At 66.0% G+C, this 24376-nt stretch carries 20 protein-coding genes; 5 read left to right on the top strand and 15 right to left on the bottom strand.

Going from position 1 to position 24376, the window contains the following annotated elements; all coding sequences use genetic code 11:
• Window positions 1–60 precede the first annotated feature (60 nt).
• From BMY97_RS34945 to BMY97_RS34930, 4 genes are all read right to left on the bottom strand, one after another.
• Complete coding sequence (locus tag BMY97_RS34945; RefSeq protein WP_143086373.1) at window positions 61–1401, bottom strand: hypothetical protein; 1341 nt, start codon at window positions 1399–1401, stop codon at window positions 61–63.
• 4 nt (window positions 1402–1405) lie between these two features.
• Window positions 1406–1990 carry a DUF3558 domain-containing protein gene (locus BMY97_RS34940; RefSeq protein WP_245787666.1) on the bottom strand — a complete coding sequence of 195 codons (585 nt, stop codon included), beginning with the start codon at window positions 1988–1990 and terminating at the stop codon, window positions 1406–1408.
• 50 nt (window positions 1991–2040) lie between these two features.
• The gene (locus tag BMY97_RS34935) at window positions 2041–2523 is read right to left on the bottom strand and encodes a hypothetical protein (RefSeq protein ID WP_091625687.1); all 483 of its coding nucleotides are present in this window, start codon (window positions 2521–2523) and stop codon (window positions 2041–2043) included.
• Window positions 2524–2802: 279 nt separating this feature from the next.
• Window positions 2803–3027, bottom strand: coding sequence for a helix-turn-helix domain-containing protein (locus tag BMY97_RS34930; RefSeq protein ID WP_245787656.1), 225 nt, complete (start codon window positions 3025–3027; stop codon window positions 2803–2805).
• Window positions 3028–3155: 128 nt separating this feature from the next.
• Here BMY97_RS34930 and BMY97_RS34925 point away from each other — a divergent pair, with 128 nt between their 5' ends.
• Window positions 3156–3347: a hypothetical protein gene (locus BMY97_RS34925; protein WP_143086371.1), complete on the top strand. Its 192-nt coding sequence runs from the start codon at window positions 3156–3158 to the stop codon at window positions 3345–3347.
• A gap of 114 nt (window positions 3348–3461) precedes the next feature.
• Window positions 3462–4577: a hypothetical protein gene (locus BMY97_RS46390; protein ID WP_143086370.1), complete on the top strand. Its 1116-nt coding sequence runs from the start codon at window positions 3462–3464 to the stop codon at window positions 4575–4577.
• A gap of 23 nt (window positions 4578–4600) precedes the next feature.
• On the opposite strand, the gene BMY97_RS34910 is transcribed toward BMY97_RS46390, so the two are convergent.
• The 3 genes from BMY97_RS34910 to BMY97_RS34900 form a co-directional block, all read right to left on the bottom strand.
• Window positions 4601–4978, bottom strand: coding sequence for a hypothetical protein (locus BMY97_RS34910; RefSeq protein ID WP_091625673.1), 378 nt, complete (start codon window positions 4976–4978; stop codon window positions 4601–4603).
• A 147-nt stretch (window positions 4979–5125) separates the two neighbouring features.
• The gene (locus BMY97_RS34905) at window positions 5126–5716 is read right to left on the bottom strand and encodes a hypothetical protein (protein ID WP_143086369.1); all 591 of its coding nucleotides are present in this window, start codon (window positions 5714–5716) and stop codon (window positions 5126–5128) included.
• Window positions 5717–5769: 53 nt separating this feature from the next.
• A complete protein-coding gene (locus tag BMY97_RS34900) occupies window positions 5770–6675 on the bottom strand; it encodes a hypothetical protein (RefSeq protein WP_143086368.1) in 906 nt (301 codons plus the stop codon).
• A 581-nt stretch (window positions 6676–7256) separates the two neighbouring features.
• Here BMY97_RS34900 and BMY97_RS46385 point away from each other — a divergent pair.
• Both BMY97_RS46385 and BMY97_RS46380 read left to right on the top strand, forming a co-directional pair.
• The gene (locus BMY97_RS46385; RefSeq protein ID WP_143086367.1) at window positions 7257–9533 is read left to right on the top strand and encodes a magnesium transporter; all 2277 of its coding nucleotides are present in this window, start codon (window positions 7257–7259) and stop codon (window positions 9531–9533) included.
• Entirely contained in the window at window positions 9530–10051 is a 522-nt protein-coding gene (locus tag BMY97_RS46380) for a hypothetical protein (RefSeq protein WP_143086366.1), read from the top strand. Before BMY97_RS46385 ends, BMY97_RS46380 begins: the two co-directional genes overlap by 4 nt.
• 530 nt (window positions 10052–10581) lie before the next feature.
• Here the strand turns inward: BMY97_RS46380 and BMY97_RS34890 are convergent.
• Together BMY97_RS34890 and BMY97_RS34885 are read right to left on the bottom strand one after the other, a co-directional pair.
• Window positions 10582–11136 (bottom strand): hypothetical protein, encoded by a 555-nt coding sequence (locus tag BMY97_RS34890; RefSeq protein ID WP_143086365.1) that lies wholly within the window; start codon window positions 11134–11136, stop codon window positions 10582–10584.
• Window positions 11136–11762 carry a DUF4145 domain-containing protein gene (locus tag BMY97_RS34885; RefSeq protein ID WP_091625659.1) on the bottom strand — a complete coding sequence of 209 codons (627 nt, stop codon included), beginning with the start codon at window positions 11760–11762 and terminating at the stop codon, window positions 11136–11138. The genes BMY97_RS34890 and BMY97_RS34885 overlap by 1 nt, the downstream gene beginning before the upstream one ends.
• Window positions 11763–12370: 608 nt before the next feature.
• Here BMY97_RS34885 and BMY97_RS34880 point away from each other — a divergent pair.
• Window positions 12371–13003, top strand: a complete 633-nt coding sequence (locus tag BMY97_RS34880; protein ID WP_091625656.1) for a hypothetical protein — start codon at window positions 12371–12373, stop codon at window positions 13001–13003.
• A gap of 148 nt (window positions 13004–13151) precedes the next feature.
• On the opposite strand, the gene BMY97_RS34875 is transcribed toward BMY97_RS34880, so the two are convergent.
• From BMY97_RS34875 to BMY97_RS34850, 6 genes are all read right to left on the bottom strand, one after another.
• Entirely contained in the window at window positions 13152–14486 is a 1335-nt protein-coding gene (locus BMY97_RS34875) for a tyrosine-type recombinase/integrase (RefSeq protein ID WP_091625927.1), read from the bottom strand.
• A gap of 481 nt (window positions 14487–14967) precedes the next feature.
• Window positions 14968–15720 carry a maleylpyruvate isomerase family mycothiol-dependent enzyme gene (locus BMY97_RS34870; RefSeq protein ID WP_091625653.1) on the bottom strand — a complete coding sequence of 251 codons (753 nt, stop codon included), beginning with the start codon at window positions 15718–15720 and terminating at the stop codon, window positions 14968–14970.
• 46 nt (window positions 15721–15766) lie between these two features.
• Window positions 15767–17350, bottom strand: a complete 1584-nt coding sequence (locus BMY97_RS34865; protein ID WP_245787655.1) for an acyl-CoA carboxylase subunit beta — start codon at window positions 17348–17350, stop codon at window positions 15767–15769.
• A gap of 13 nt (window positions 17351–17363) precedes the next feature.
• Window positions 17364–17909, bottom strand: a complete 546-nt coding sequence (locus BMY97_RS34860) for a flavin reductase family protein (protein ID WP_091625651.1) — start codon at window positions 17907–17909, stop codon at window positions 17364–17366.
• Window position 17910: 1 nt separating this feature from the next.
• Window positions 17911–18366 carry an acyl-CoA thioesterase gene (locus BMY97_RS34855; protein ID WP_091625649.1) on the bottom strand — a complete coding sequence of 152 codons (456 nt, stop codon included), beginning with the start codon at window positions 18364–18366 and terminating at the stop codon, window positions 17911–17913.
• Window position 18367: 1 nt separating this feature from the next.
• Window positions 18368–24175 (bottom strand): type I polyketide synthase, encoded by a 5808-nt coding sequence (locus tag BMY97_RS34850; RefSeq protein WP_091625646.1) that lies wholly within the window; start codon window positions 24173–24175, stop codon window positions 18368–18370.
• Window positions 24176–24376: the final 201 nt, after the last annotated feature.

Below are 24376 nucleotides of genomic sequence, written 5' to 3'. Positions count from 1 at the left end.
CGACTCCCACCCTCGACACCGCCGACACACACCCGCCGCCAGGCATGACCATCGCGCCGCTCACGCGCCGATGGTGGGCGGCACGGGCGGCAAACCCGTCACCGGGTCGACCGTCTTGCCGTCCTCGTCGAACAAGCCGTCGTCGTCCAGCACGTATTTACGTTCATGCTCGCGGTCTTCTTCGGTCTTGCCGCCGCGCCCGCCCTGCGCCATCCCACCCGGCGAACTCGTCGACCGGCCACCCCCTCGACCGGACGCCGCTGGCCCGCCACGCACCGTCTCCTCAGCCGCACCGCCGCCGCGTGCCCCGGTCTGCCGGCCGCTACCTGGACCGCCGCTACCTGGACCGGATTCGCCAGGCAGCCGACCACCGCTGCCGGCCCCCGGACCGCTGCCGCCACCGGGATACCCGAACCCGCCCACCGCATACGGCGAGGGACCCACAGTGTTCGGCGTGTTCGATCCTGGAATCGAGCCGAACGGCAGGTTCGACAGATTCGACCCCCCGCCGCCACCCGGCGAAGTCGCGGGCGGAACGTAGCCCGCCGTGCTCGTGCCCTCGCCGCCCGCGTTCGGGAAGGAGGATCCGTTGGTGTCGTGCCCTCCAGACACAGCGCCTGGCCCGGACGCCGATGGCGAACCGGAGGGAGGGGCCGACGACGACGGCGGGCCCACCTGCTGGTGCTGCTGATGCGGCGGGGTGTTGCCGTGTCCGCCCGTGCCGTGCGCCGCCGGCGGGGCAGCCGGGTCCTTGGCCAGGGTGATGTCGCCGCCGTCGAACGTGCCCAGCTCGCCGTAGTCGCTTTGCAGCGCGCTGCCCTGCTGCTGCGTCGCGGTCGCGTAGCTCTTGTACACCTCAAGGTTGCGCTGCGCGTCCGCGTTGTACTTCTTCACCGCGTTCTCGGTGTCGGTGTCCCACGGAGCGGCTTTATCCCAGAAACTCGCTTCAGGGGGCGGCGACGGCAGCTTGACCATGCTGTTTTTGGTGTAGTCGAAATTCGATGCCACCGACGACACGTTGCCCGAGTTGGCATCCAAGGTCGCGCTGGTCGAATCCAGCACATGCCCGATCTTCGTCACGTGCGCGTTCGCCGCCTGCGCCGACTGGCCCGTCCACGCCGACTCGAACGTCCTGGCCACATCCAACACCCGATCCGACAGGCCGCGCGTCCGCCCAGCCAACGCCTTGGCCGTGTCAGCTCCGGTGTGCCACTCCTGGCTGGAGCCGGCCATGATCTTCGGGGTCTCCTGCTCAATCGGCACGACCGCCACCGCACCACCCTGCGGACTGATCAAATTACGGGTCCACGCCGCCGCCGCGTGCACACCCTGCTCAATCTCGCTCCCCACCTGATGAGCGAAGTGACCGACCGCGTTCCGAACCTCGTCCCACAGGCTCACAGCCCTACGCCCCGGCCTTCTGCTTCAACGTGGTCACCACAGCACTCGCCGCCTTCTGCGTCGACTGACACGGATCAACCTGATCAATCTTGCTCAGACTGAGGAAACCACCGACGTCGATCATCACGTCGTCAGCCAGACCAACGAAGATCTGACAGGAGTTATGAGCGGACGCGTGCGCCACGGCGGGGAAGCCCTCAATACTCATCTCTTGCCAGATTGTGGACTGTGGCTTGGAGTTTTGATAAGCGCCGCTAAGGCCCTGGTGAGTGGTCGTGTCATACGCGACAGTGATTTTGGCGGATGAGGTGGTGTCAGTGTTGGTCCACGAGCAGAAAGGCCCGAAACCACCGATAGTGTCCTGTTTGGTCTTCACCGGCGAACCCAGCGCGCCAGTCACCTGCTGTGGCGTCAACGCGTCCGTGCAAGGATCGCCGGACAGCACGGACGCGGGCAGCGGATTAGCAACCTTCGGCGCACCGGCATAGGGCAACGCGGAAGACGTCCCCGACGGGCTTCCAGCGGAACTGGACTCGCTTCCGGTCGGGTTGGGAGTCCCTGGGGTGTTCCCGCCGGAACATGCCGTCATCGTCACCGCAGCGAATCCTGCGACAACCGTGACCACCAAGCGACGCCCCATCACATGTACCCCCCAGTCTTCGGCACCGCTTGATCGACGGCCCCCTTGTTATCGTGCTCGGTCGCCTGAACCTTACCGAGCGCCTTGTTCAATTTCTCTTGCAACGTCGTCAGATAGTCAATCAACGCCTGCATCTGCTCGCCGGCCGCGTCGAACGCGGCAGCCGTGGTCCACGGGGTCACCGCACCGAAGAGCAACGAGATATTGCTGGTGAGCTTCTTGTTGTAACCGGTGCTCACGTTGTCGTCAGCGGGCGGTTTTAACGATGTCAAAGTGCGCGTCTGTGACTGGATGTCGGTCAGCTCGTCGAGGATGCTGCTCACCTCGGTCAACATCGCGTTCGCTTGCGGCGGGTCCAGCGTGAACCCCGCGCGCCCGCCCGCCGCCAGAGCTGTCGCATCCTGCGCGGCTGTCGCATCCAACTCTTGACGGATGCGCAGACTCGCCGCCGCGAAGCCGCCTTGCCCGCTTGGATCAGTCACCGTGCCCCGGTCCCCTCTAGCCCCTCCACCAACGCCGCACCGTGTCGGCGCGACCTATCGCGGCATGACCAGTCAGGCCGATCAGCCGCGCGTATCACCGTAGCCGATCACTCACCCGGCGTGGAGCGTTACGGACCAGAAAGTCACCACAAACCACGCCACACGCCCCCACTGGCACGGCTACCCGGTTCGCCGGACACCAGCCGCTGAAGCGCTAGGCCGTCCGAGTGAGCCAGCCACCCGCCACCACACCCGTAACCCGCGCCGACACGCGCAGAGCTACCAGGTCGGCTTCTGCTCGATCAACGGCACCGGCAGGCCCGTGACCAGCTCAGCCGCGTCCACCCCCAAGCCGTACGCGATCCGCAACAGGTTCGTCGTCGACGGGTTGCGTTGGCCCCGCTCCACCTGGCCGACAAACGTCCAGTGCAACCCCGACCGGAGCGCGAGTCGTTCCTGCGAAATCCCCAGGTCAGCCCGACGCGCACGGATCCGCGCGCCCATTTCTCGGAGGGTGGGGCCGTCGTCGCGCGGAGGTGGTGTCGTCATGGTCGGCCTAGTCAAAACGCCCCATGCACTCGGATCCAGAGCATCTTCGCCTCATGTGTATCCGCCTGGCGTATCGCAGCCACATGCATATCCGTCTAACCTTGCTGCTACCCGCCACGGCGGGGCGCGTCAGGACGCACACCAGCGACCCGACGGACGAGAGCACCACCACACGACAGGAGGACCACCGCGTGATCGACACGAACGAAGACATCCCCGAGGGCGTCAGCGGCATCAGCTCCGGCAGCAAGAGCGGCAGCGGCACGAAGAAGTAGCCACCCACCACCCACACACGACGAGGACCCCGACGCGACCACCACTCGCGCCGGGGTTCTCGCATGTCGTATTCCGCGTATCGGTCAATTCGAGTATGCGTATGATTTCAAATCATGCGCGGCACGGTCGAATCACTTCTTCATCGGATATATCGACTTCGACTGACGATCGCGGCAATAGTTTTCACCGCGTTGGGGACAGTTCTTCTGATCGTGTCCCACTCCGACAAGCTCGACAACATCGCATTGGCTCTTCTCGGTCTCGGCGTTGTGAGCATCGTCTTCGAATACGGAAATCGGTCAGTCGCCGCCGAGCAGCACCGCGAAGCCCTGGACGAGCAGCGTCAAGCCTTCGAACATTCCCTGCGCGAGTTCACGACAGAGTTGCGCGACAGCGTGCTGGAAGGACTCGCCGCCGACGATCCCGCCGTGTTTCGGCACGTCACCGACGACGCTTTCGATCGAATCACTCAGTATCGTCTCACGCGTCGTCTCGGCAACGCCGACCTCGCCCGCGACATAGTGCGCGACCTGTCCGATCAAGTCACCCACTCGCAAGGGCGATTGCGCTACGACCAACACATTTCGATCACCATCACCCCATGGACACCGCACGACATCGACGACGCGGAATCCTTGTCCTTATATATGGCCTCTGTTCGATGCTCGCATCGAACAGAGGCTCCCCTAGGGGAGCTGGAGAGGCAGTACTTCCGGGCAGTCGCCAGCCCCGAAGACTACGCCGCCCGACTACGCGACCCGAACACGGTCACCGGCCGGATATTCCCGCCCAACGGCCCACTCGCCGCCGCCAGTCCCGACGTGTTCACCCTGCTGCGCTACGACATCAACGGAGTCCCGCAGGCCATCACCGACACCACCGCCTCCGGCGAACGCGTTTTCACCGTCACCCCGACCACCACCGTAGAACCCGGCAAGCTCTACACCGTCGACTACGAGTACCAGGCGCTGATCGACCGCGACGACCACGGAATGCGGCTCGACATCACCGCCATCACCCACCGCCTAGCCGTCGACTTCACCACCTACGACTCAGCGATACGCCACGTCGAACCCGTCATCGCCGTTCCCGGCTACCAGCCGACCCGCGTCCACCACACACGCACCGGACACGACATCACCACCATCACCAGCACCGTCGAAGGCTGGATCAGGCCCGTGACCACCATCAGCTTCATCTGGACCCGCGACACCAGGGCCGACCGGTAAACCGGCGACTACGCCATCGCTTGTCAGTCCTCGTCCAAGGCTAACCGGCGCTCATCGAGCATGCGCTGGATCTCCTGAGCACACTGCCGTATGACCGCACGCGGTATTTCAGCGGCGATCGTTAGCGCTTTCCGTTGGTACTCCGCATACGCCGCAGCATTATCCGGGCCGCCAGCTTCCATCAACTCGCCGAGAACGGTAGCCAAAGCGACCATCTTTTCAGCGGTCAACTCCAACGCCTCGACAGCCCGCAGAGCAATCGCCACCAGGTCATCGTGCTCCGCCCGAGCCGGGGCGGGCTCGATACGAGAATTGTCTTCCGGCGAGGTCGGCAGCCCCCGAATATCCTGGTATTCCTCGGTGAACTCGCGCCAGTGCTCGTCCCCGTCTTCGCCATTCATTCCCCGATTGTGAACATCATTCATAACCTCAGCATGGCGGCGATAACCATCATGCGACGCGAAACTCCCGGAGATCACCCCAAAGCACTAAACACCTGAATTCCTGCGGCTTCTCACCAACGCACCCCGCGAACGACGGTGCGTGGGCTAGTCGAATAGCTCACTGGTCGGGACCTCCGTCTTCTTGACCTGGGCCACCCGGTCTTGCGCGTGGACGATTTGCACGACCTCGGACAGGAGTTTGAGCAGCAGCAACGCCCCGTGAATAAGGAACGCGAGCCCCAGCTCGAAAAACCAGGGCGCGACGTGTTTTCCGGAGGTCACTTGGATCATCGCCGCCACAACCCCCAACAAGGTCGCCGCGAACGGCTCGGCCACCACGGCCATCCACGCGACCTGAAGCGTTTTGCCGGACTTGACGCGGAATCGTTGAATCCGGTCAGCCTCCGACCCGATCGTGAACACGATCACCACCCCGGCGAAGCCGGCCACGATCGCCGCCGCAGCCGCCGCCCCGAGATACAGCGTGACCGCCGTTCCCGTGTTGGCGTCGATCGCCAAGCTCTTATACGGGTTGAGCCAACCCCAAAAGACGGTTGACACCGCATGGGCCGCGACGATGCCCGCAAGCCCCACAGCGACGAGCACCGAGTGATTCACCACAGCATCGATCAGCGCCCGCCACTTCTTCGCGAGCCGCGACGGGTTGTCGAACAACGTTGACACGGGCGAGCCCACAAACACCTCCCAGAGTGCTAGCGCTCGGCTGCGCCACGCGCATCCGGGCCACCTCAGCTACTGAACTCCTTGCGAAACGACGCGATCGCGAGGTTCACACCCGTCATCACCGCGAACTCCGACGGCCGTTCATCGCTCTGGATATCGAACTTCTCCATCGCGGTGAACTGCTGTTTGAGCAAGTCGTACTTCTTACGCTTGAGACTGTCGCCTTCGGCCAGCACGAGATTGACCTCGGCCTTGCTGACGAAATCCTCCCGAACCCACCGCGCGCCATCGAGCAACGCCGAGGTGGTGTGCTCACCCCCGGTGCGACGGTTCAGCGTCCACCCCAACTCGATGTCGGTTTCCGACGACACCGCCTTGGCCGCCCGCGCGGCCTCACCGATATGGCCGCCGCCGACTTCGGGAACCTCCGAACCCTGCGCGACCGTCACCCGCAACACCGTCGCGCCTTCCGCCTCCGCGAGCCGATGAGACACCCGCGAGTTGATCACCGGAGCGAGCATGTACGTGATCGACGGGCTATTGGGCTTGTGCACCGCCGTGAACCACGACTCCAACGCCGTCACACGCGGCGACGCCGCCGACATCGTCAACACCGCCACCTGGTTCGACCCGCCGAACGGCACGATGTAGGTCGGATCGATCAGCACCATGTTCCGGTCCTGCGGCTGCAAGTCGCCGACAACACCCGTGGCGCTGCTCAACCCGTCGGGCCACTCGGCGCGCTCCCGCACCCCCGCGACGTAGAAGTACCGTTGAGCCGGCCGCCGAGCACGTCGACTCTCCCCGTGCACGTAACGGCCCCTGATCTGGATCTGACGTTGTTGCGCCGTCAACGTGTCGACATGGTCGCCCATCTTCTGCCAAAAGTCGTTACCCACGGTAAGAACCTCATCGTTGCCGCCGCTCGACTTCACCACACGGAGCTCGTAAAAACGCACGGTCTTCTTCATCATCGCGACGCCAGACCCTCCCACGCTGCCGACAGTGAACAGGGGAGGCTACCAGCGCACCCACGCTACCGAGGGTCACCCATCAGCGTCATCCTCTATCCTGACGGCCCCCGCCGACCACGCACCGTCGTGCGGAGCGTGAACCACGTGCCCATTCGAACCCTCACCACGATCACCACCCCCTGTATCGAACATACGATCGAGTCATGAGACGACCATAGCGGCCACCACCGACAAAACCCGCCCACCGCGAGCAACTCCACCCGCCCGCACGAACCCGCGCCCGATGACCCCTTGTCCGGCATCCCGCGATCCATGCGCGGCTCGCCCACGTCAGGCCCCAGGCCGCGAGCCGTCAACCACGAAGTGACCCGTGGGCCTGGCCGCGTCGAACCCCCGGCGTTTCATCCCGCCCGCTCTCTGTGGTCTCGAATGAGTGACCAGTCCGCTACGCTGAACGCCGCGACCAGCTCGGCCGCACCGGGTAGCGACGTGACGCGGAGGGCACGAGGGGTGACCGCTTCGGACGGACGCGGCACACCCGAGCGTGCAGGTCACGGCCACGTTCGCACGCGGCCCGCATGACCGCCATCACCATCGCGGCACTTCTCGCCGCCCTCGGCTGCTGGCGGGCGCGACGCCGTATGGGCCGCACCGGGTCTTCATCGAGGCCAGCTCGTTCGCCTGGGTCGCAGTACCGTGCTCTGGTGGCCGTGGTGTTTGTGCTGGGCTGTCAGGTGGTGATCAGCGCGCCCCCAGCCTTCGCCGACGACTGCGGGCAGGCCCCCAACCCCCAACGCCCCGGAGCCGGCCTCGTCGGCACGATCGACACACCCGGTCTGACCAGCGACCCGAGCCCGTACGACACCTACGGCTACGCCGGCATGGTCTGGCACACCTTCCACACCAACTGTCGCGGACCGCTCGCCTCGCTCAGCGACCCCACCGGGGACCTGGCCACCGACGCCGGGAACTTCCTGTTCAACGGCGCGAAACTCCTCGTCGCATCCACCAACGGGTTGCACCACGCCGTCACCGACAGCACCCTCCTCGGACCGATCTACCGCGCGGTGCAGTCCGGTGCGAACAAGGTCTACACCAACATCTACACCCAGCTTCTCGCGTTGTGCGCGCTGCTGCTGTCGCTGATCGTGCTGCGGTCGGTGTGGCGGGGAGACCTCGCCACCGTCAGCAAACGCGCCCTCTACGGCCTCGCCGCGCTCTGGCTTGCCGCGTCCTCGGTGGTGCTGCTGCGCTACCTCGAACCCTTCGACCACGCCGTGGTCGGGTTCACCACCGACATCCAGAACGGGTTCATTCCCGACAGCGACCGAGATCCCGCCGCCGACGCGTTCCCGAGACAGCTGCACAACCAGATCATCTACCAGAACTGGCTACGCGGAGAGTTCGGCGCACCCACTGCGCCGCAAGCCGACCAGTTCGGACGTCCGCTCCTGGATGCGCAAGCGTTCAGCGTGGCCGAGTTGGTCAACGGCGACGACGCGAAAGTCAGCGTGATCGACGCCAAAAAACAGTCCTATATCGACATTTCCGGGAAACTCGGACCCGCCACGGACAGCTTCACCGGCGAGCGTGGCGGCAGGATCGGAGCCGGACTCCTCGCCCTGCTCGAAAGCGTCACCTACGCGCTGTTCCCGTTCCTGGCCGCGTTGACGGTGCTGCTGGCGCAAGTCATCCTCCGCTTGCTGATCATCACCTCGCCGCTGCTGGGGTTGATGGCGCTGTTGCATCCCGGCTTGCTGCGCACTCTGGCCAAGGTTGCCGGGATCGTCGGGTTCAACCTGCTCGTGGTGTCCACTCTCGCGGGCGTCCACAGTCTGCTGTTGCAAGCGGTGTTCGCCGCCAACATGCCCGTTATGGCGCAACTAGGGATCGCGGGCATCACCACCGCACTTATATGGGGCGCTGCCCGACCACTACGCCGCCTGTCCCAAACACTCAAAGCACCCGCACGTGCTCTCAGTAGAACTCTGTCGTATTCATCTAACGGTGTTCTACACGGTGGTCAGCAAGTGGCCGCACAGGAACGATTTTGGAATCAAGTACGCGATTCGATTTCGAATAGAGAATTGCAAACACTGAAATCTACGCGATCTAGGCCTGAGGGAAATAATCGTCCGGCGGAAGCGTTCAAACGTGAAGCCATTTCCTCATTTCGCCCCCTGGTTTCGTCGATGCTTAACCAAGAAGCTGACGGGAGTTCAGGGGCTCGCAGTACGGATACGATCTCTGGAAACTATACACACGCAGTCGGCTGGACTGGTGGCGGCAGATTACTTGAGGCGGGCGACACCCCCAAGGCCTTCGCCGCATACGAACGAATTCGAAACTCGCCTGAAGATATCCCGATTATCGCCAAAAACACGGGCCTAAACGCCGAGGTGCTTGAGGAAGCCTGGCAAAACCTGTTTGTCCGAAAGCATGACATTCCGGACGGTCCCGGATTAGAAAAGGTTAGGTACGACCACTTCGTCCCTAATGTTGCCTTCTCAAATCTGTGGGATTGGGCAGCCAGGGACAATTTAGACTCGGAAGAATACAACCAGTTTCGCTCACTGATGGCACATGAATATGTCGAGTCGCGCCTCATGCAAGAAACTGGAATCCCGTATCTTTCTCCCGAGCCGTCCACCTGGGATGAGACCGGTCCTGTATGGGACCCCAAAAATCCTTCTGCGCACATGATTGCACCTTTAGGCGAACAATCTAATCCAGAAACCGACCTACTGCGTCACTGGAAAAAGCAAGGACTTACGCCACCTCCAGGCGGAATTTCTCAAGATCTGTCCAATTTGGATGACGTTGTTCAAGCAGCAAGGGAAGGGCTTGGCCTATGAACCACAGTGCCACACAGGAAACGCTTGCGCGAATCTTGGCGATCGACTGGGCGAACGATGATGCAAAATTCGAGCACGAAGTATCCCGTGCGCGGTTAATGGTGGAGTATCTCCGGCGTGCAGCAATTTGGGCTGACGCCCTCGATGCGGGCGACGAATGGCCCTTTTTAGATGTCGCCGCGCACTTAGATCCCAACCTTCGAGCAGATCCCAAAACTATCAAGCAGCTTGATGAGATTTCGGTGTATATCGCATCTCCTCAGGTGCGTATCGTGGTCGAGTCATCGCTTCATTTGGCCACTTTGCGTGACGCATCGACGGCGGGCATCCCCGACCTTCCTGACCTCTATGAGCCTCTACTGATACTATTTGAGCGAGGTGGCGGGTTCGGAATTTCAAATAATTTCATTGACTTCGGCATTCGAATGGTTCCCTTAAAGACCTGGCAAGAACGTCGAAATACGCAACCCATCGCTTCTCTTGCACCCGAGGCGCTCGACGCTCTCGACAAGACCTAAACTCCAACCTGCCGGACGCCACGCGCAATATTCGAAGGTCCGAATGCTAGACCGTCACGCGCATGTCCCGTCGCATCGGCTGCTGGAGCTTGTGGCCTGCACAGACGACGCGACGCTTGTTTGCACAGGTCACAAGTTGGTAACCAATTGCACGCCAGCCTTTGCCGCGACACCCCCACCTGGGCCGCGACCGACACCGCCGACTCACCCCCGAGAACCGCTAACACGGCGTGATACCGCTGCTCGATCACACTCAGCTCCACCAACATCAGGCCCGAGCGCCCTCATCACGAACGAACATGTTCGTGACAGCGAACCCGCGACCGGCGGTGTCAAGCGTCAGGTGAAGCCAGTGTGTCAAGCATCAGTCGAACCACGACAGGGACGTTGGGCGTGCCGCGTTCAAAGTTTCTTCTCTTCATCAAGGCGGCCCCTGCGGGGCCGCGCTGCCGGGACGGGCACCCGGGGCATGCGGCCTGGCGGCCGGTCCCCGGGACCCACCCGGCAGCGACCCACGAAGCCTTGATCAGTCACTCACGGCGCTCATCGACGCGCCGAAGTCGACTTGGCCGGCGAAGCCAACCGCGCATGCGGCGGGCGATCGTGGCAGGCTCGTCCGGATTCACGTCGACTCGCATGGCGTCCACCGCCGTTTTTAACGACCGTTGCATCCGCGTCATGTCGTCCTCGGTGGAGCTACCGCGCAGGAGAACCCCTTGATACCGGTCGGTCGCGTTTATCACCGCTTCAGCGGCGTCAACCACCGCCGGAGCCGCCAGGAGGCGCAATCGTCCGAACACGTCTGCGCCGTCGTCAGCGACCTCGCGCAAACGATCCCGAAGCGCGGTGGCCTCAGTCTTGGGCACCCGGCCCGTGCCGTACTCCTCGGCGATCCGCCGGAACTCCGCCATTACCCGATAGAACTCGGCATACAGCTCAGCACGGAGTACCCGGCCGCGTTCCCGCTCCTCGCGTTCACTACGCCGCCTCTCCCGTCGGGCTGTCGCCAGCTGAGTCCACAGCACGCCACCGAAGCCGACAGCAGCCACGACGAGCGTTCCCCACCACGGCGTCGGATCACCCATCACTGCTGGTCTTCGCCTGCGGAGGGCGGCTTGCGCCGTTGCTGAAACGCGGTGAACTTCGCGGTCAGCTCAAACATGTAGTCCAACAGCGCCTCGCACAGGTCCAACGCGTCCTCGGCGTCTTCTCGCGAGATCTGCGTTCCGGTGTAGTGCGCGCCTTGGTTGCCCAAGATCCGCAAGGCTTGCGCCCACTCGAACAGGCGCTCATCGATCGCTCCGGATTCCTTCATCTCCCGAAGCCCCTCGAACAGCGTGCGCTTGGTGGTTCCCTTCACCGCGCACACGCCCTCCAGAGTCCGGCGCACCATCACTCCGGCGGCGGTGTACGCCTTGGCCTCGAAACAGAGTCGCGCCTGCTCGTGTTCATCACGGAGTTCTCGCGGAACCGAGAGCCCGAGCCGTCGTCCGGGCGCCGGCCAGACACGAGCCGGTTCATCCCAACCGCCTCCATAGTCTTCGGAGAGGAACAAGCTGGACTGGCCGCAGTTGGTGCAGCTGATCAACAAGCTCAACAGCGGCGGTCCATGCTCCGGGTCGTAGCCTTGGTGGCTTCCTTCGGTCTGGCCGAGTACCGACTTCGAGCAGTGGGCACACACCATCGGGATGGCCTCAGGGATGATCGGCATGCACGGTTAGTCGCATAGCTCACTCCACGGCGTTACATCCGAGTTCCCGAGGAACCTCAGTAGGAGGTCGTGGCCTTGTTCTTCAGTCGAACGGGTGCACTCGCTACCAGCCGCTACCGTCAATCGCGCGAACGGCACCTCCTGACGGTCGATCCAGTTGCCCGGGGATGAGTACCGGGTGTGCACGATGCAGCGCTCCCACAGCCGGATGCAGGAGACGCGATCGCCTATCAACCGAGGCTTGACCACACGTTCGCCGTCGACGGCCGGGTGAGGGTCAACGGCCGCGAGAACGCCTGAGACGCCGTCGCCCCGGCGATCGTGCGACAGAGCGAACACAGCAACGACCTCTGCGGTCGAAAAACCAAAGGATACAAGGAAGAAGCCCCTTCCTCGAACGCCGGATTGTTATATAGCCGGCCAGCCGTGTCAAGGCGGGAAAGATGCCTTGACACACCCGTCCAGCCACATACGGCGGCTCCCTATCGGGAAAGGGGACCGGCTAGGCCGGACATCACGCCAGCAGGCGAGGCCAGGTCGGCACCCCTCGACGACAAACAAGCGCTTTGACCCTTAAGCGTCAAAGCCCGTCAGGGAGAGAGACCGCCATGAGTGCCAGCATCACCAGCCCCTTGGTCCACGCGTTGGAAACCGCCTGGATCATCATCCAAGCCCGCCACGCCGACGTGCCCGATGTGGTGCTCACCATCGGATCGGGCAGCATCGGAGCCAAAGTCGGCACCCTCCGTTTGGGCCACTTCGCCGCCGAACGCTGGCAGCACGACAGCGAACGGCTGCCGGAGCTGTTCGTCTCCGGAGAAGGCCTGCGACGCGGAGCCGCTGACGTGCTCGGCACACTGCTACACGAAGCCGCGCACGGCCTCGCCCACACCCGCCACATCCAAGACACCTCCCGGCAAGGCCGCTACCACAACCAAAAATTCCGTGCTATCGCTGAAGAACTCGGACTCACCGTCGAGAACGACCCCCGCATCGGGTGGAGCGTGACCACCGTGCCTCCCGAGACCGCCGACCGCTACGCCGACACCATCACCGCCATCAACCACGCCATCACCGCCTACCGACACGCCGAGCAAAGCACCACCACGAAACCTGGAGGCGGCAGCAACCTCGCGGTCGCCCTGTGCCTGTGCTCCCGCAAAATCCGCGTCGCCCCCAGCACCCTCGAACAAGCCTCGATCACCTGCCAAGCATGCGGGCACGACTTCCGGACGGCCTAGCGGTGGGCGGTCGGATCGAGGCATCGAGCCCCGATCCGACCGCGCTTGCCAGGCTCATCTCAGCGATCTTGGAACGGTTGCGCACGGAAGACGAAGCATCCACGACAGTCTCGTCCACCAACTCCGGCAGCGAGTGAAATTCAGACCTTTAGCGGTTACGGATCTTTGACAACGCGTTGAGCGCGGTCTCATCGGCCGTCGGGAGAGTGTGCAGATAGCGCTCCGTTGTCTTGATGGAGCCATGCCCAAGACGTTCCTTCACCACTTGCAGATCCGCGCCGCCAGCCAGTAGCCAGCTCCCATGTGCATGTCGGAGATCATGAATGCGCACCGGATGCCCGACCCCAGCGGATTCTACGGAGAGTTTCCAAACTCGTCGCCTGAACCAATCGGCCGAAATGTGCCCGTCCTCGTCAGTCTCCCTCACACGACGCTTTCGCGGAGCGTCCTTGCCCGCAGCACGCCGCTCGGCCCGATACGCCGCCATAGCGGCCCGACAACAATCATCCCTGCACAGCCCGAGACTGTAACCGCTTAACGTTCCATGTTTATACGTCTTGCCCTTGTCGTTGGGTTCCGTATCCCCAAGGTCTTCCAGGTTGGGCTTCATAGGAACAGGCGTCGGCGTTCCTTGGTCTCTGTTGAGAAAGAACAGATCCTCACGTCCACGACTTTGAGCTTCTGCATGCGCCTTGAGCTTATTAGCGATCTGGTCGCTCAACTTAAACCGACGTTTCTTCTTGTTCTTTGTATAAGGGGTAACAACGAAACGCTTTCCTTCAGGATGAAATCGCGGGTTAATTTCAGCCACAGCCCGCCGCACCAACAGGATCCGAGTCGTAAAGTTGAGGTCCTTCACTCGGCACTCCGTAAGCTCACCCCACCGCATGCCGGTCTCAATACCTGTTTCCACCAACAGTTGAGAGTCCGCGTCCGGCAATGCTTGGTAAATAAGGTCAAACTGCTCAGGAGTGATGACTTCTATCGAATTTTCTTCAATGGTGGGAATCTTCACCGCCCGACACGGGTGAAGCCAAATTATTTTGTCATTAAACGCGGTTGTGCAGATGGCGGACATAACCGTCATGCACTTTTGAATCGTTGGCGGATTAACGCCTTTCTCTTTGAGGGACTTGATCCATTCGCGGACATGTTCCGGCAGAATGTCAACCATTGCCATTTTGCCAAACTTAGGCACCACGTGCCGATGCAGTGTGTACGTATAGGTCTGGCGAGTTGATAATTCCATCTGGTGATTTGGAAGCCACTGCTTTACCGAGTAGGCCGCGAATTTGATACGCCCTCGTGCGGGGTCCCAAATGCGCCCCTTCCGGACGCTGGCTTCTTCATCCTGCCAAGCCTTATTAGCGAGCTTCTTGCTGCCGAACGTTCCAGCAGAACGCTCCTCCCCCCACGCGTCATGGTAGTAAGCCGTGTAACGGGTGGCTCCGTTTCGATCTTTCCTCTCCTTCAGGTATCCCATCACCGCTCCCGCTTCATGATCGTTTGACCGTCGTTTGACCGTGGACTCTGTGTAATGATGCCCCATAGATCAACACCGAACAGGATCTATACACCCCATTCTACCAGCTAAAACGTACCCAGGACCCCGCTGAGCAGGTTGCCATTTGGATGGGTAATTAGCTCTGACACGGAAGAGGTCACTGGTTCAATCCCAGTATCGCGCACCAGCAGTATTTGCAGGTCAGAAGCCCTGTTCCTCTCCGGAGGAGCGGGGCTTCAGTCGTCTGAGAGCGAGGAAATGGCGATTGGCCCTGAGCCGGGTTCCAGGTGCCAGGACCGCAGGCGCGGGAACCACGGACACCAGCCTCACCCGCTCCCCCGGATACAGCGCGGCCAGGGACCGCAGCCAGCATTCCGCCAGGCGTCCAGGACCCGGGCATCGCGGCCGCGGGCGCCCGCGGGATTGGCCGGCAGGCGAACGGATTGCCTGCAGGGGTCGCTCAGCGGCCGGATCGGTGTCTCGGAGCCGATGTCGGGCCGGCGTCCTGCCGAGCGGTCGACAGCGGTTCCGCGAGGGGTTCCGCGAGGGGTTCCACGGGCGGCCGGAACGGGCCCCAGGTGAAGGCCGGCAGCCAACGGGTCGGATCGGTGTCCCAGGACAGCGCGCCGATCTGCTCCGGAGTGCGCCGTCCGGCGAGTGAGCGGCACAGATCGAGCCGGTCGGCGCGAACTGTCGCGCCGGGCTCACCCGCACCTGCCACCCACTGGTCGCCCTCGGCTTCAAGACCGAGCGCAGGCAGGCCGTGCGCGGTCAGTGACCTGGACAAACCCTGGACCAAGGTGTCGAGGGCACCGGGGTACGCCGGATGTTCGGCCGGCGGCGGCACTCGCAGGGCGTAACGCAGGTCGAGCTCATGGGTGAACGCGTCCATGACGGCGATGCCGCCCTGCCGCGGATCAGCCTCCGACAACAGCCGGTCCGCCCGCTCGGCCATGGCGTTCCACTCGGCGAGCAGAACCTCGACCCCGAGTCCTTCGCCGGAGAGCCGTGCGCTGTCCGGGCGCCCCTCCCAGCCGCAGATCACCGCCGAGGAGACCTCGGCCAGGTGCGCGACCAGGTCGCGCACAGTCCAGCCGGGACAGGCGGGCACCGGGTATCCAGCCGCGTCCGGACGGTCGTGCAGCAACCGGCCGACGTTCGCCCGCACCTGCCGGTAGGCGACCCTGTGCGGCACCCGCTCCCCACCCGCCATCGCGTTTCTCCCCCTGCCAGTCGCCGTCCCGATTTGCCCCGAACCGTTACTGTGGCATGTTTCCGTGCTTGCGTCGCGGCCGCTGCTTGCGCTTCTCCCGCAGCATGCTCAGGCTCCGGGCGACGACGGCCCTCGTGTGGACCGGGTCGATCACATCGTCGACCAGTCCCCGTTCGGCGGCGTAGTACGGGTGGACGAAACGCGCGACGTAGTCGGCGATCAGCTCGGCGCGGAGACCAGCCGGGTCGGCCGCCGCCGCGAGCTCTTTCCGGAAGAGCACGTTCACCGCGCCCTCGGCCCCCATCACCGCGATCTCGTTGGTGGGCCAGGCCAGCGAGAGGTCCGTGCCGATCGAGCGTGAGTCCATCACGATGTAGGCACCGCCATAGGCCTTGCGCACGATCACCTGGACTCGCGGAACCGTGGCTTCGCAGTAGGCGTAAAGCAGTTTCGCGCCGTGCCGGATGATGCCGGCCCGCTCCTGTTCGGTGCCGGGCAGAAAACCCGGCACGTCGACCAGCGTCACGAGCGGGATGCCGAAGGCGTCGCAGAATCGCACGAACCTGGCCGCTTTCTGCGCCGCGGGAACGTCCAGCACCCCGGCCAGCACAATGGGCTGGTTGCCGACCAGCCCGGTCACCTGGCCGTCGATCCGCGCGAGCGCGCAGACGACATTCGCCGCCCAGCCCTCGTGCAGTTCCAGGAACTCGCCGTCGTCGACCAGCTCGGCCACAACCAGCCGCATGTCATACGGCTGGTTGGGCGCGACCGGGACGATTTCGGCGAGGCGGGGCCGGACGTCGCCCACCGCGCCGCGCGCCGCCTTGGCGGGCGGGGACTCGAGATTGTTCGAGGGCAGCAGCGACACGAGTTGCCGCACTTCCTCCAGGCAGGTCACTTCGTCGTCGTAGACGAAGGTCGCCACTCCCGAGACGCCGCCGTGGACGTCGGCCCCTCCGAGTTCCTCGTGGCTGACCCGCTCGCCGCTGACGGCCTCGACGACGTCCGGCCCCGTGAGGTACATCTTCGAGGTGTCCCGGACGATGAAGGTGAAGTCGGCCAGCGCGGGCGAGTAGGCGGCACCGCCGGCGCACGGGCCGAGCACCACGCTGATCTGCGGGATCACGCCGGACGCTTCGACATGGCGGCGGAAGATGCCGCCATAGCCGTCCAGCGACATCACCCCCTCCTGAATCCGCGCGCCGCCGCTGTCGTTCAGCCCGATGATCGGGGACCCGGTCGCGAGGGCCAGGTCCATCACCTTGTGGATCTTCGCGGCGTGCGCGGCGCCGAGCGACCCGCCGAAAATCGTGAAGTCCTGCGCGTAGACGAAAACTTGGCGCCCGTCGAGCAGACCGGAGCCGACGACCACCCCGTCGGTGTGCGGGCGCTGGTCGTCCAGCTTCGGGCCGGCGGCCTGGTGGCGCCGGTAGCGATCGATCTCCAGGAACGAGCCGTCGTCGAGCAGCAGTTCCAACCGCTCGCGGGCCGTTCGCTTGCCCAGTGCCCGCTGCCGGCCGTTCGTGTCCTCGTTGCCCGTGGTCGTCCGCGTTCGCAGTGCCGCGTGCCGCTCGCGCAGCAAGCGCATCGAGAGCGGGTGCTCCGGCGCGTACTCGTCCGCACGGGTCATTTCCGGCTTCTCCTCACTTGCCGCGGTCACCGTTGCCCGACGTGACCTGGTGGAAGCCGCCGCCGAAGAACACCAGCCCGGACTGGCCCGCGCCGCGGTTCGACGCCAGTACCCGGCCGATGAAGACCGAATGGTCGCCGCCGGCGTAGGACTCGGCCAGCTCGCATTCCAGCCACCCCAGCGAATCCGACAACAGTGGCGCGCCGGTATGCGGCCCCGGAGTCCAGCCGACCGCGTCGAACTGCCCGAGCCCGCGAGGACGCCGCTTGTCCGAGAAGTAGCGCGCCACGTCCTCCTGCCCGGCCCCGAGCAGCGATACCGCGAAGCACCGGGCAGAGGTGATGGCGTCGTGCATCCGCGCGGTCCTCGCGACACAGCAGAGGACCAGCGGCGGGTCCAGCGAAACCGAGGTGAACGCGTTGGCAGTCATGCCGTGGCAGCGCACGCCCGCCGCGGTCAGCACGGTGACCCCGGTCGCGAACGCCGCCATCACCTCGCGAAGCGAAGCCGGCCGGGTCTCCATGGTCTTCACCGGGACGAACTGCCCGTTTTTGTTCATGTCATGCCCTCCGCGCCGCGTCGACGGCACGGCTTTCCTCGTAGGGAGCCAACGCCTCCCGCAGCGCTTCGGGCACTCGAGTGGGCAGGGTTTCCGTGTTCGGCCCGCGCATGCAGGCGATCCGCTGCCGGCCCCTGGCGACCAGGGTCTCCAGGCCGTCTCTCAGCTGCACGTAGTCGAAGGAGAACTGGATCTGCGTCTGGGTCAGCTCTTCCAGCCGCATCCGGATGGCCAGCTCGTCGAACGCGGTGATCTCGGCGAAGAACTCGCAGTCGACCTTCAGCGTGAACAGCTTCAGGTCGTCCTGCAGGTCCCGGAGCACCAGCGGGGCCTTCTCCTTGAGGAAGAGCTCCCGGCATCGCCCCTGCCAGCGCAGGTAGTTCACGTAGTAGACGTTGCCGACGAGGTTGGTCTCCTCGAATCCGACCGTGTGCCGGATTTCGTAGTAACCGGGCACCTCAGACCTCTTTTCCCTCGAGTACCGCGAAGACCACCGGATCCGGTCGGCCGGTGACCTTGGTCGGCCAGGTGGCGATCCTGGCGTCACCCGCCGACAGCACTGCCCAGCCGTCCGGATCGACCCGTTCAAGCGTCAGTACCTGGGTCGTCGCGCCGGTCTTGCGCAGGCACTCCAGAGCGCCCCAGACCCGCGTCGCCGCCACTGAGCTGTCCTCGGCGGCTTCGGCGGCCAGCAGATCGCGGACCGCGAGCTGCTCGGTCCCGAGCAGCCCGGCCCAGTCCTGTTCGCCACGGTCCAGCACGGTCTCGACGTCACACCCGAGCCTGCCGGAACCGGCCACCACCAGGGTCAGCCCGGCGCTGTGGGAAGCCGACACCGTGACGCCGTCGACCTCGGGCTTGCCGTCCGGCCGGTACCGCAGCGCGACGGGCCGGCCCAGCGCACGGCTCGCCGCGAGTTCGGTCTGGGCGCGCCGGCCGGCCCTCGTCCGGGCACCGCCCGGTACCGGATCCGGCTCGACGGCCACCGCTCGGCGGCCACCGAGAACCCGTTCCAGCGAACGTTCGAGCTGGGACCCGAGCAGCGCGGGGACCCAGGGACCGGCGCCGTCACGACGGCGGACCGCCCGCAGGGTCAGTCCTTCCCAGCGCTCCACCACCGTTCCGGACGGCGTGCGGACGTCGAGGTCGTAGGTGTAGCTGTCCCCGTCCTGGGACCGCTCGCGCGCCTCCAGCACCACGTAGTCGGATTCCGGCCCGGCTCGCCCGGCCAGATACAGCCGCTCGATTCCCGACGGCAGCAGCGTGGCATCCGGGACGCAGCACTGGAGCGCGTGCATCACGGCGTCCCGGGTGCCCGGATCGGCCAGCAGGAAGTCGTGTGGCAAGTAGGGCGCGAACCACGGGGCCGGTGAGCCCGTCGCGAGTTCGGCCACCACGTGCCGGGCCGCCGCCCGCCGGTAGGCCAGCAGCCGCTGGAATCGCTTGCCTTGGAACAGCACGCCGCCGTACAGCTCGGCGACCGGGTCCACGGGCACGGCCGGCCGGACCGCGTCGAACGGCGTGCCCAGGTCCGGCACGCCGGGGCGAGGGACCCGCACCTCGGCCCGGAAGTGGTCCGCGCCGAAGGCGGTTTCCTCGCTCCGGATGACCACCCGGACGGTTCCGGGGGCCACCACCAGCGCGGCCAGGCGGATGGTGGTGGAACCACCCGGCCGGACCACGATCGGCCGCAGGAATTCGGCGTTCTCCAGCAGGACCGGTCCGTCCGTGCCGGTCACCGCGGTGGCCGCCTGGGCCATCGCCTCCATCCCGAGTACCGCGGGGAAGAGCAGGTCGCCCTCGAACAGGTGGTCACCGAGGTACGGATCGCTGCCCGCGGACAGGTCGGCCTCGGTGATCAGCTCGACCTCCGGGTAGTGCACCAGCACCCGGTCCAGGAACCGCCGCAGCGGGAGTTCCGGTCGCTCGAGGGGAACGGTGGGCAGTCCGCCCGCGCGGCCGCTCACCACGAGCACCGGTCCGGCCCCGGGATCCGCCAGAACCTGCCGGAGCACGGCGATCCCCGCTTCCGCGGAAATCGGGGTGATGCCCTCGCGCATCAGCGCTTCGACGACGCCGAGGCGCTCGCCCATCCCCGCGCCGGACCACACGGACCACTCCAGGGCCACGGCGCGGGCCCGCGGATGCTCCTGCTGGAAGCGCACGGTCAGCTCGGTCATCCAGTCGTTCGCGGTGGCGTAGTGCGCCTCGCCGCGCAGTCCGGCCCGCCCGATGATGCTGCCGAAGGTGACCAGCAGCTTGATCCGGTCCTGGTCGAGGGCGTCGAGCACCGTGCGCAGCCCCGATACCTTGGGCGCCAGTGTCCGATCGAAGGCCTCCTCGGTCAGGCCGGCCAGTGCGGCCGGCTCGTTCCGGCCCGCGCCGTGCAGTAACGCGGTGACCGGCCCCAGCTCGGCCTGCAGCCGGTCCACCGCGGCACCGACCTGCCCGGGTGACGTGACATCGGCCCGCTGATAGCGGTAGCGGACGCCCGCGGCGTCCATTCTGGACAGATTGGCGGCCAGTTCACTGTCCTGCAACGGATCTGCGCGGCCCAGCAAGGCCAGCTTCGCCCCGGAATCCGTCGCGACGGCGAGCGCGCACTCCGCGGTGATGCCCTTCCCGCCACCGGTCACGAGCAGCACGTCCGCTGCGGTGAGTGGCGTGGGGCCCGGCTCGGCCGGCACCAACGGGCGCAGTCTCGGCACGGAGCGTGCTCCGGAGTCGTCGTAGCGAACCTCCCGGTAGCCGGTCGTGGCGGCGGTCTCGTCGACGACCCGCGCCACGGCCGCCCGCACCTCCGTCGGTCCGGCGGGCGCCGGGTCGGCCAGGTCGACCACGGTGGTGAGCACGGCCGGGTGCTCCAGGTGCAGGGTCCTGGCCAGCCCCGACGCACCCATCCGGTGCTGGACCACGACGAAGCGGGTGACCCCGGCGGCGGCCGCGGCCGCACGCCCGGCTTCGAGGAACAGCCCGAAATGCTCTTCGCCGACCGGCGGCAGGCACACCAGCACCCCGTCGCCGACGCCGGCCTCGCGGAGCGCGAACCGGAGCGGCACGGCCAGTGGATGCCCCGGCGGGGCGTAGACCGTCCACTCGCTTCCCGGCGCGCCGGGAGCCGGCCGATGCGGCGTGACGCCGGAGCTTTCCACCTGCTCGACGGAGAACGCGCGCACCCACGAAGCCACCCCGGGCACTTCGCGCCCGGTCTCGCTCGCCGGCGCCGCTTCGGCCAGCTCGTCGATGAGGCCGGACAGTTCACCGAGACGGACCGTGGCGAAGTTCGGGGTCGCCGCGAGCACGCCGTGGCCCAGCTCCCGGGTGACCTCGTTGACGATCTGGCCGACGGTGATGGAACTCAGGTGCAGGTCGTCCAGCGGATGGGTGTCCGCCCCGATCATCTCGACCGGCAGTTCGACCCGTTCCGCGGCCAGCCGGCACAGCAGGTCGAGAGTGGCCACGGGCTCCTTGTCCCGATCCGGCACCGGTTCGGCCGGGACGTCGTCCTGGCTCGCGACGACCAGGCCGGCATCGATGGCGGGGGCCGCTTCACAGGGACTGGCGAGGAAGGTCATCCGGCCGTCGAGCGGCAGCGGCCGGACGACCCGGCCGGTGAACAACGCCGAAGTGCGCACGGGCGCACCGAGCGCGTACGCGGCGCCGACCACCCGCAGCAACGAACCCAGGGAGGCGCTGTCGGTGTCGACGGGCAGTACCGGCTTGCCCGGCGCGATCTCCGCCAGCAGACCGCTCAGCACCCGCCCCGGCCCGACCTCGAGCACCAGGTCGGCTTCCGCGGCGGCCTTGGCGGCGGCTTCGTGGAACCGCACCGGCAGGACTATCTGGTCGCGCAGCAGCGATCGCAGATCGGTGTCCGGATCGAGCAGGTCACCGTGGACGGTGGAGACGACCGGCCGGCTGAGCCGCGCGAAGGAGACTTCGGCCAGCCGCTCGGTCATCGCGATCGCGGCAGGCTCGACCAGCGGCGAGTGGAAGGCGTGTGACACGGCGAGCCGCGACGCGGTCACCCCGCCGGCGGCGGCCTTCCCGCATACCCGGTCCACGGCCTCCGCGGGTCCGGAGACCACCGTCCGGCCGGGCCCGTTGTAGCCGGCGACGACCACGTCCTCGCCCATCGCCAGCCGCTCGGCCTCGTCCGGACCGGCCGCCAGGCTCGCCATCGCGCCGCCGCCGTGGCTCGCCTCGGCCATGACCCGGCCGCGGACCCCGGCGAGCTCCAGCACCTGGGCAGCGTCCATCGCCCCGCCCCAGTGCAGTGCGGTCAGCTCACCGAGACTGTGCCCGGCCGCGACGTCGGCTTCGATTCCCAGGTCGCGCAGGACCCGAAGGGCGGCAAGGGATCCGGTGACGATGCGCGGCTGCGCGACCTCGGTCGCCACCTGGTCGCCGCCGGCGGGGAGGCCCGAACCGTGGAAAACCGCCGCCGCGGCGGCGAACCGGCGCCGGAGGGCGCCTGCCGTCCCGCGGCCGGAGCCCTGGCCGGGGAAGAGGTAGGCGATCCGGGGCGGCCCGGCGCCCCGGGACAGGAAGATGCCGTCCTCAGCGGAGAACACCGAGCGCTCACCGTCGTCGAGTGCGGTGAGCAGGCGCGTCAGCCGGCGCTCGGCATCCTCGGGGTCGGTCGCGACGACCGCGGCCTTGACCGGCCCACCGTCCAGCCGGCCGGCCAATGCCGCGGCGAGGTCCGCCAGTTCCGCGAAAGCCAGTTTGGGCAGCAGGCCGGCCGCCTCGGCGACCCGAGCGCGCAGCGCGGCCGGATCCCCGCCGTCGAACAGCAACAGCTCGGCGTCCTGACGGCCGGCCACCTGCGCCCTGGTCTGTTCGTCGAGGTTCCGGCGGCGTGGCGCGCCCGCCGCCTGTTCCACGGCGATATGCGTGTTGATACCGCCGAATCCCATCGCCGACACCCCGGCGCGCACCCGCTGCCCGTCCGGCCAGAGTGCGGCTTCACCCGGCACGTACATCGCGCAGTCGTCCTCGAGCAGCCGCGGATGCGGGTTGTCGTGCCCAGTGGCGGGCGGGATCACCTGATGGTGCACGGCGAGGGTCGCCTTGATCAGCCCGGCGACCCCCGCCGCTGCCTTGGTGTGCCCGAAGTTGCCCTTGATCGTGCTGAGCGCGGCCGGCTTCGCCTTCGCATCGGCGGCACGGCGGGCCGACGACAGCGCGTCGATCTCCGTCGCGTCGCCGAGCGCGGTTCCGGTGCCGTGGCCTTCGAAGTAGGAGACCGTCTCCACGCCGTACCCGGCCCGCCCGTAAGCGCGGGACAACGCGAGCCGATGACCGCCGGCCTCCGGCCTGGTGATGCCGCCCTTGCCGTCCGAGGACATTCCCCACCCGGAGATACAGGCGTAGATCCGGAGGCCGCGCGCGAGCGCGTCGTCCTCCCGCAGGAGCACCACCACGCCGGACCCTTCACCGGGCCAGAAACCGTTGGAGTCGCGGTCGTACACCTTCATCACGCTCCTGGCGAGAGCACCGGTCTTGGCGAATCCGATGACCTCGAACGGGTCGATGGACAGGTCCACCCCGCCGGCCAGCGCGACGTCGATGTCGCCCTCTTCCAGCGATTTGGCCGCTGTGGCGACCGACAGCAGAGACGACGAGCAGGCGCCGTCGACGGTGTAGCCACCACCGCCGAAGTCGAAGTGGTTGCAGATCCGGCCCGCGATGGTGTTCGCCAGGCCGCCGGCGAGGGTGTCCTCGTCAACCGGCGGGAAGGGGGCCTTGTACTGCGCCTCGAACCCGCTCAGGAACTGCCCGGTCTCGTCGTCGTCCCAGCCCTTCCCGGCCAGCGCGGCGGCCAGGGTGCGACGGACATAGGGCCACCGCAGCCGCATCAGGTTCGCGCGGGAGAACTCGCCGGTCAGCGTGTTGCCGAGCACCACGCCGGTGGACTGCCTCGGCAGGCCGGCGCCATCGGGGAAACCGGCGTCGGCCAGCGCTCGCGCCGCCACGTCGAGGGCGAGCCAATGAGTCAGGTCGGTCGAGCGGAACGTGCTGCCCGCGACCCGGTACTTCACCCGGTCGAACTCGAAGTCGCGCAGCACCGCCGCTTTGTCGGCGTAGAAACGATCCGGCGCTTCCGGGTCCGCGGAGAAGTAGTCCGCCCGGTTGATGCGCTCGTCCGGAAGCCGCCGGAACGCCCGGCGCCCGCCGAGCACGTTCTCCCAGAGCTCGCCAGGAGAACCGGCATCGGGGTACCGCAGACCGATGCCGACGATTGCGATCCGTTCGCTGCCCATTTCCTCACTACCCCTGTAACTGGTTCGATGGAATTCGCACCGGCGCAGCGGTGGCGAGAGAGGTCATGATCATTTGGTGAATGCGACAGGTGAAATCTTCGAAACCAGCATGCATCAGCGCGTATCGTAACGACACCTCTGATTATGCTGTTTTCACCGTCCGGCGTGGCCGGAAAATCCACATAGGACACAATGGCGCGA

Source organism: Amycolatopsis saalfeldensis (assembly GCF_900110575.1).
GTDB classification, from domain to species: Bacteria; Actinomycetota; Actinomycetes; order Mycobacteriales; family Pseudonocardiaceae; genus Amycolatopsis; species Amycolatopsis saalfeldensis.
The sequence above is the reverse complement of the archived record's forward strand: the minus strand, read 5'-3'. Positions and strand labels throughout refer to the sequence as shown.

Excerpts from the sequence above, each read along its gene's own strand:
- BMY97_RS34940 (WP_245787666.1), bottom strand. The coding sequence starts at position 1,990 with ATGACGGCATGTTCCGGCGGGAACACCCCAGGGACTCCCAACCCGACC.
- BMY97_RS34930 (WP_245787656.1), bottom strand. The coding sequence starts at position 3,027 with ATGGGCGCGCGGATCCGTGCGCGTCGGGCTGACCTGGGGATTTCGCAG.
- BMY97_RS34925 (WP_143086371.1), top strand. The coding sequence starts at position 3,156 with ATGCATATCCGTCTAACCTTGCTGCTACCCGCCACGGCGGGGCGCGTC.
- BMY97_RS46390 (WP_143086370.1), top strand. The coding sequence starts at position 3,462 with ATGCGCGGCACGGTCGAATCACTTCTTCATCGGATATATCGACTTCGA.
- BMY97_RS34910 (WP_091625673.1), bottom strand. The coding sequence starts at position 4,978 with ATGAATGGCGAAGACGGGGACGAGCACTGGCGCGAGTTCACCGAGGAA.
- BMY97_RS34900 (WP_143086368.1), bottom strand. The coding sequence starts at position 6,675 with ATGAAGAAGACCGTGCGTTTTTACGAGCTCCGTGTGGTGAAGTCGAGC.
- BMY97_RS46385 (WP_143086367.1), top strand. The coding sequence starts at position 7,257 with ATGACCGCCATCACCATCGCGGCACTTCTCGCCGCCCTCGGCTGCTGG.
- BMY97_RS46380 (WP_143086366.1), top strand. The coding sequence starts at position 9,530 with ATGAACCACAGTGCCACACAGGAAACGCTTGCGCGAATCTTGGCGATC.
- BMY97_RS34890 (WP_143086365.1), bottom strand. The coding sequence starts at position 11,136 with ATGGGTGATCCGACGCCGTGGTGGGGAACGCTCGTCGTGGCTGCTGTC.
- BMY97_RS34885 (WP_091625659.1), bottom strand. The coding sequence starts at position 11,762 with ATGCCGATCATCCCTGAGGCCATCCCGATGGTGTGTGCCCACTGCTCG.
- BMY97_RS34880 (WP_091625656.1), top strand. The coding sequence starts at position 12,371 with ATGAGTGCCAGCATCACCAGCCCCTTGGTCCACGCGTTGGAAACCGCC.
- BMY97_RS34875 (WP_091625927.1), bottom strand. The coding sequence starts at position 14,486 with ATGGGATACCTGAAGGAGAGGAAAGATCGAAACGGAGCCACCCGTTAC.
- BMY97_RS34870 (WP_091625653.1), bottom strand. The coding sequence starts at position 15,720 with ATGGCGGGTGGGGAGCGGGTGCCGCACAGGGTCGCCTACCGGCAGGTG.
- BMY97_RS34865 (WP_245787655.1), bottom strand. The coding sequence starts at position 17,350 with ATGACCCGTGCGGACGAGTACGCGCCGGAGCACCCGCTCTCGATGCGC.
- BMY97_RS34860 (WP_091625651.1), bottom strand. The coding sequence starts at position 17,909 with ATGAACAAAAACGGGCAGTTCGTCCCGGTGAAGACCATGGAGACCCGG.
- BMY97_RS34850 (WP_091625646.1), bottom strand. The coding sequence starts at position 24,175 with ATGGGCAGCGAACGGATCGCAATCGTCGGCATCGGTCTGCGGTACCCC.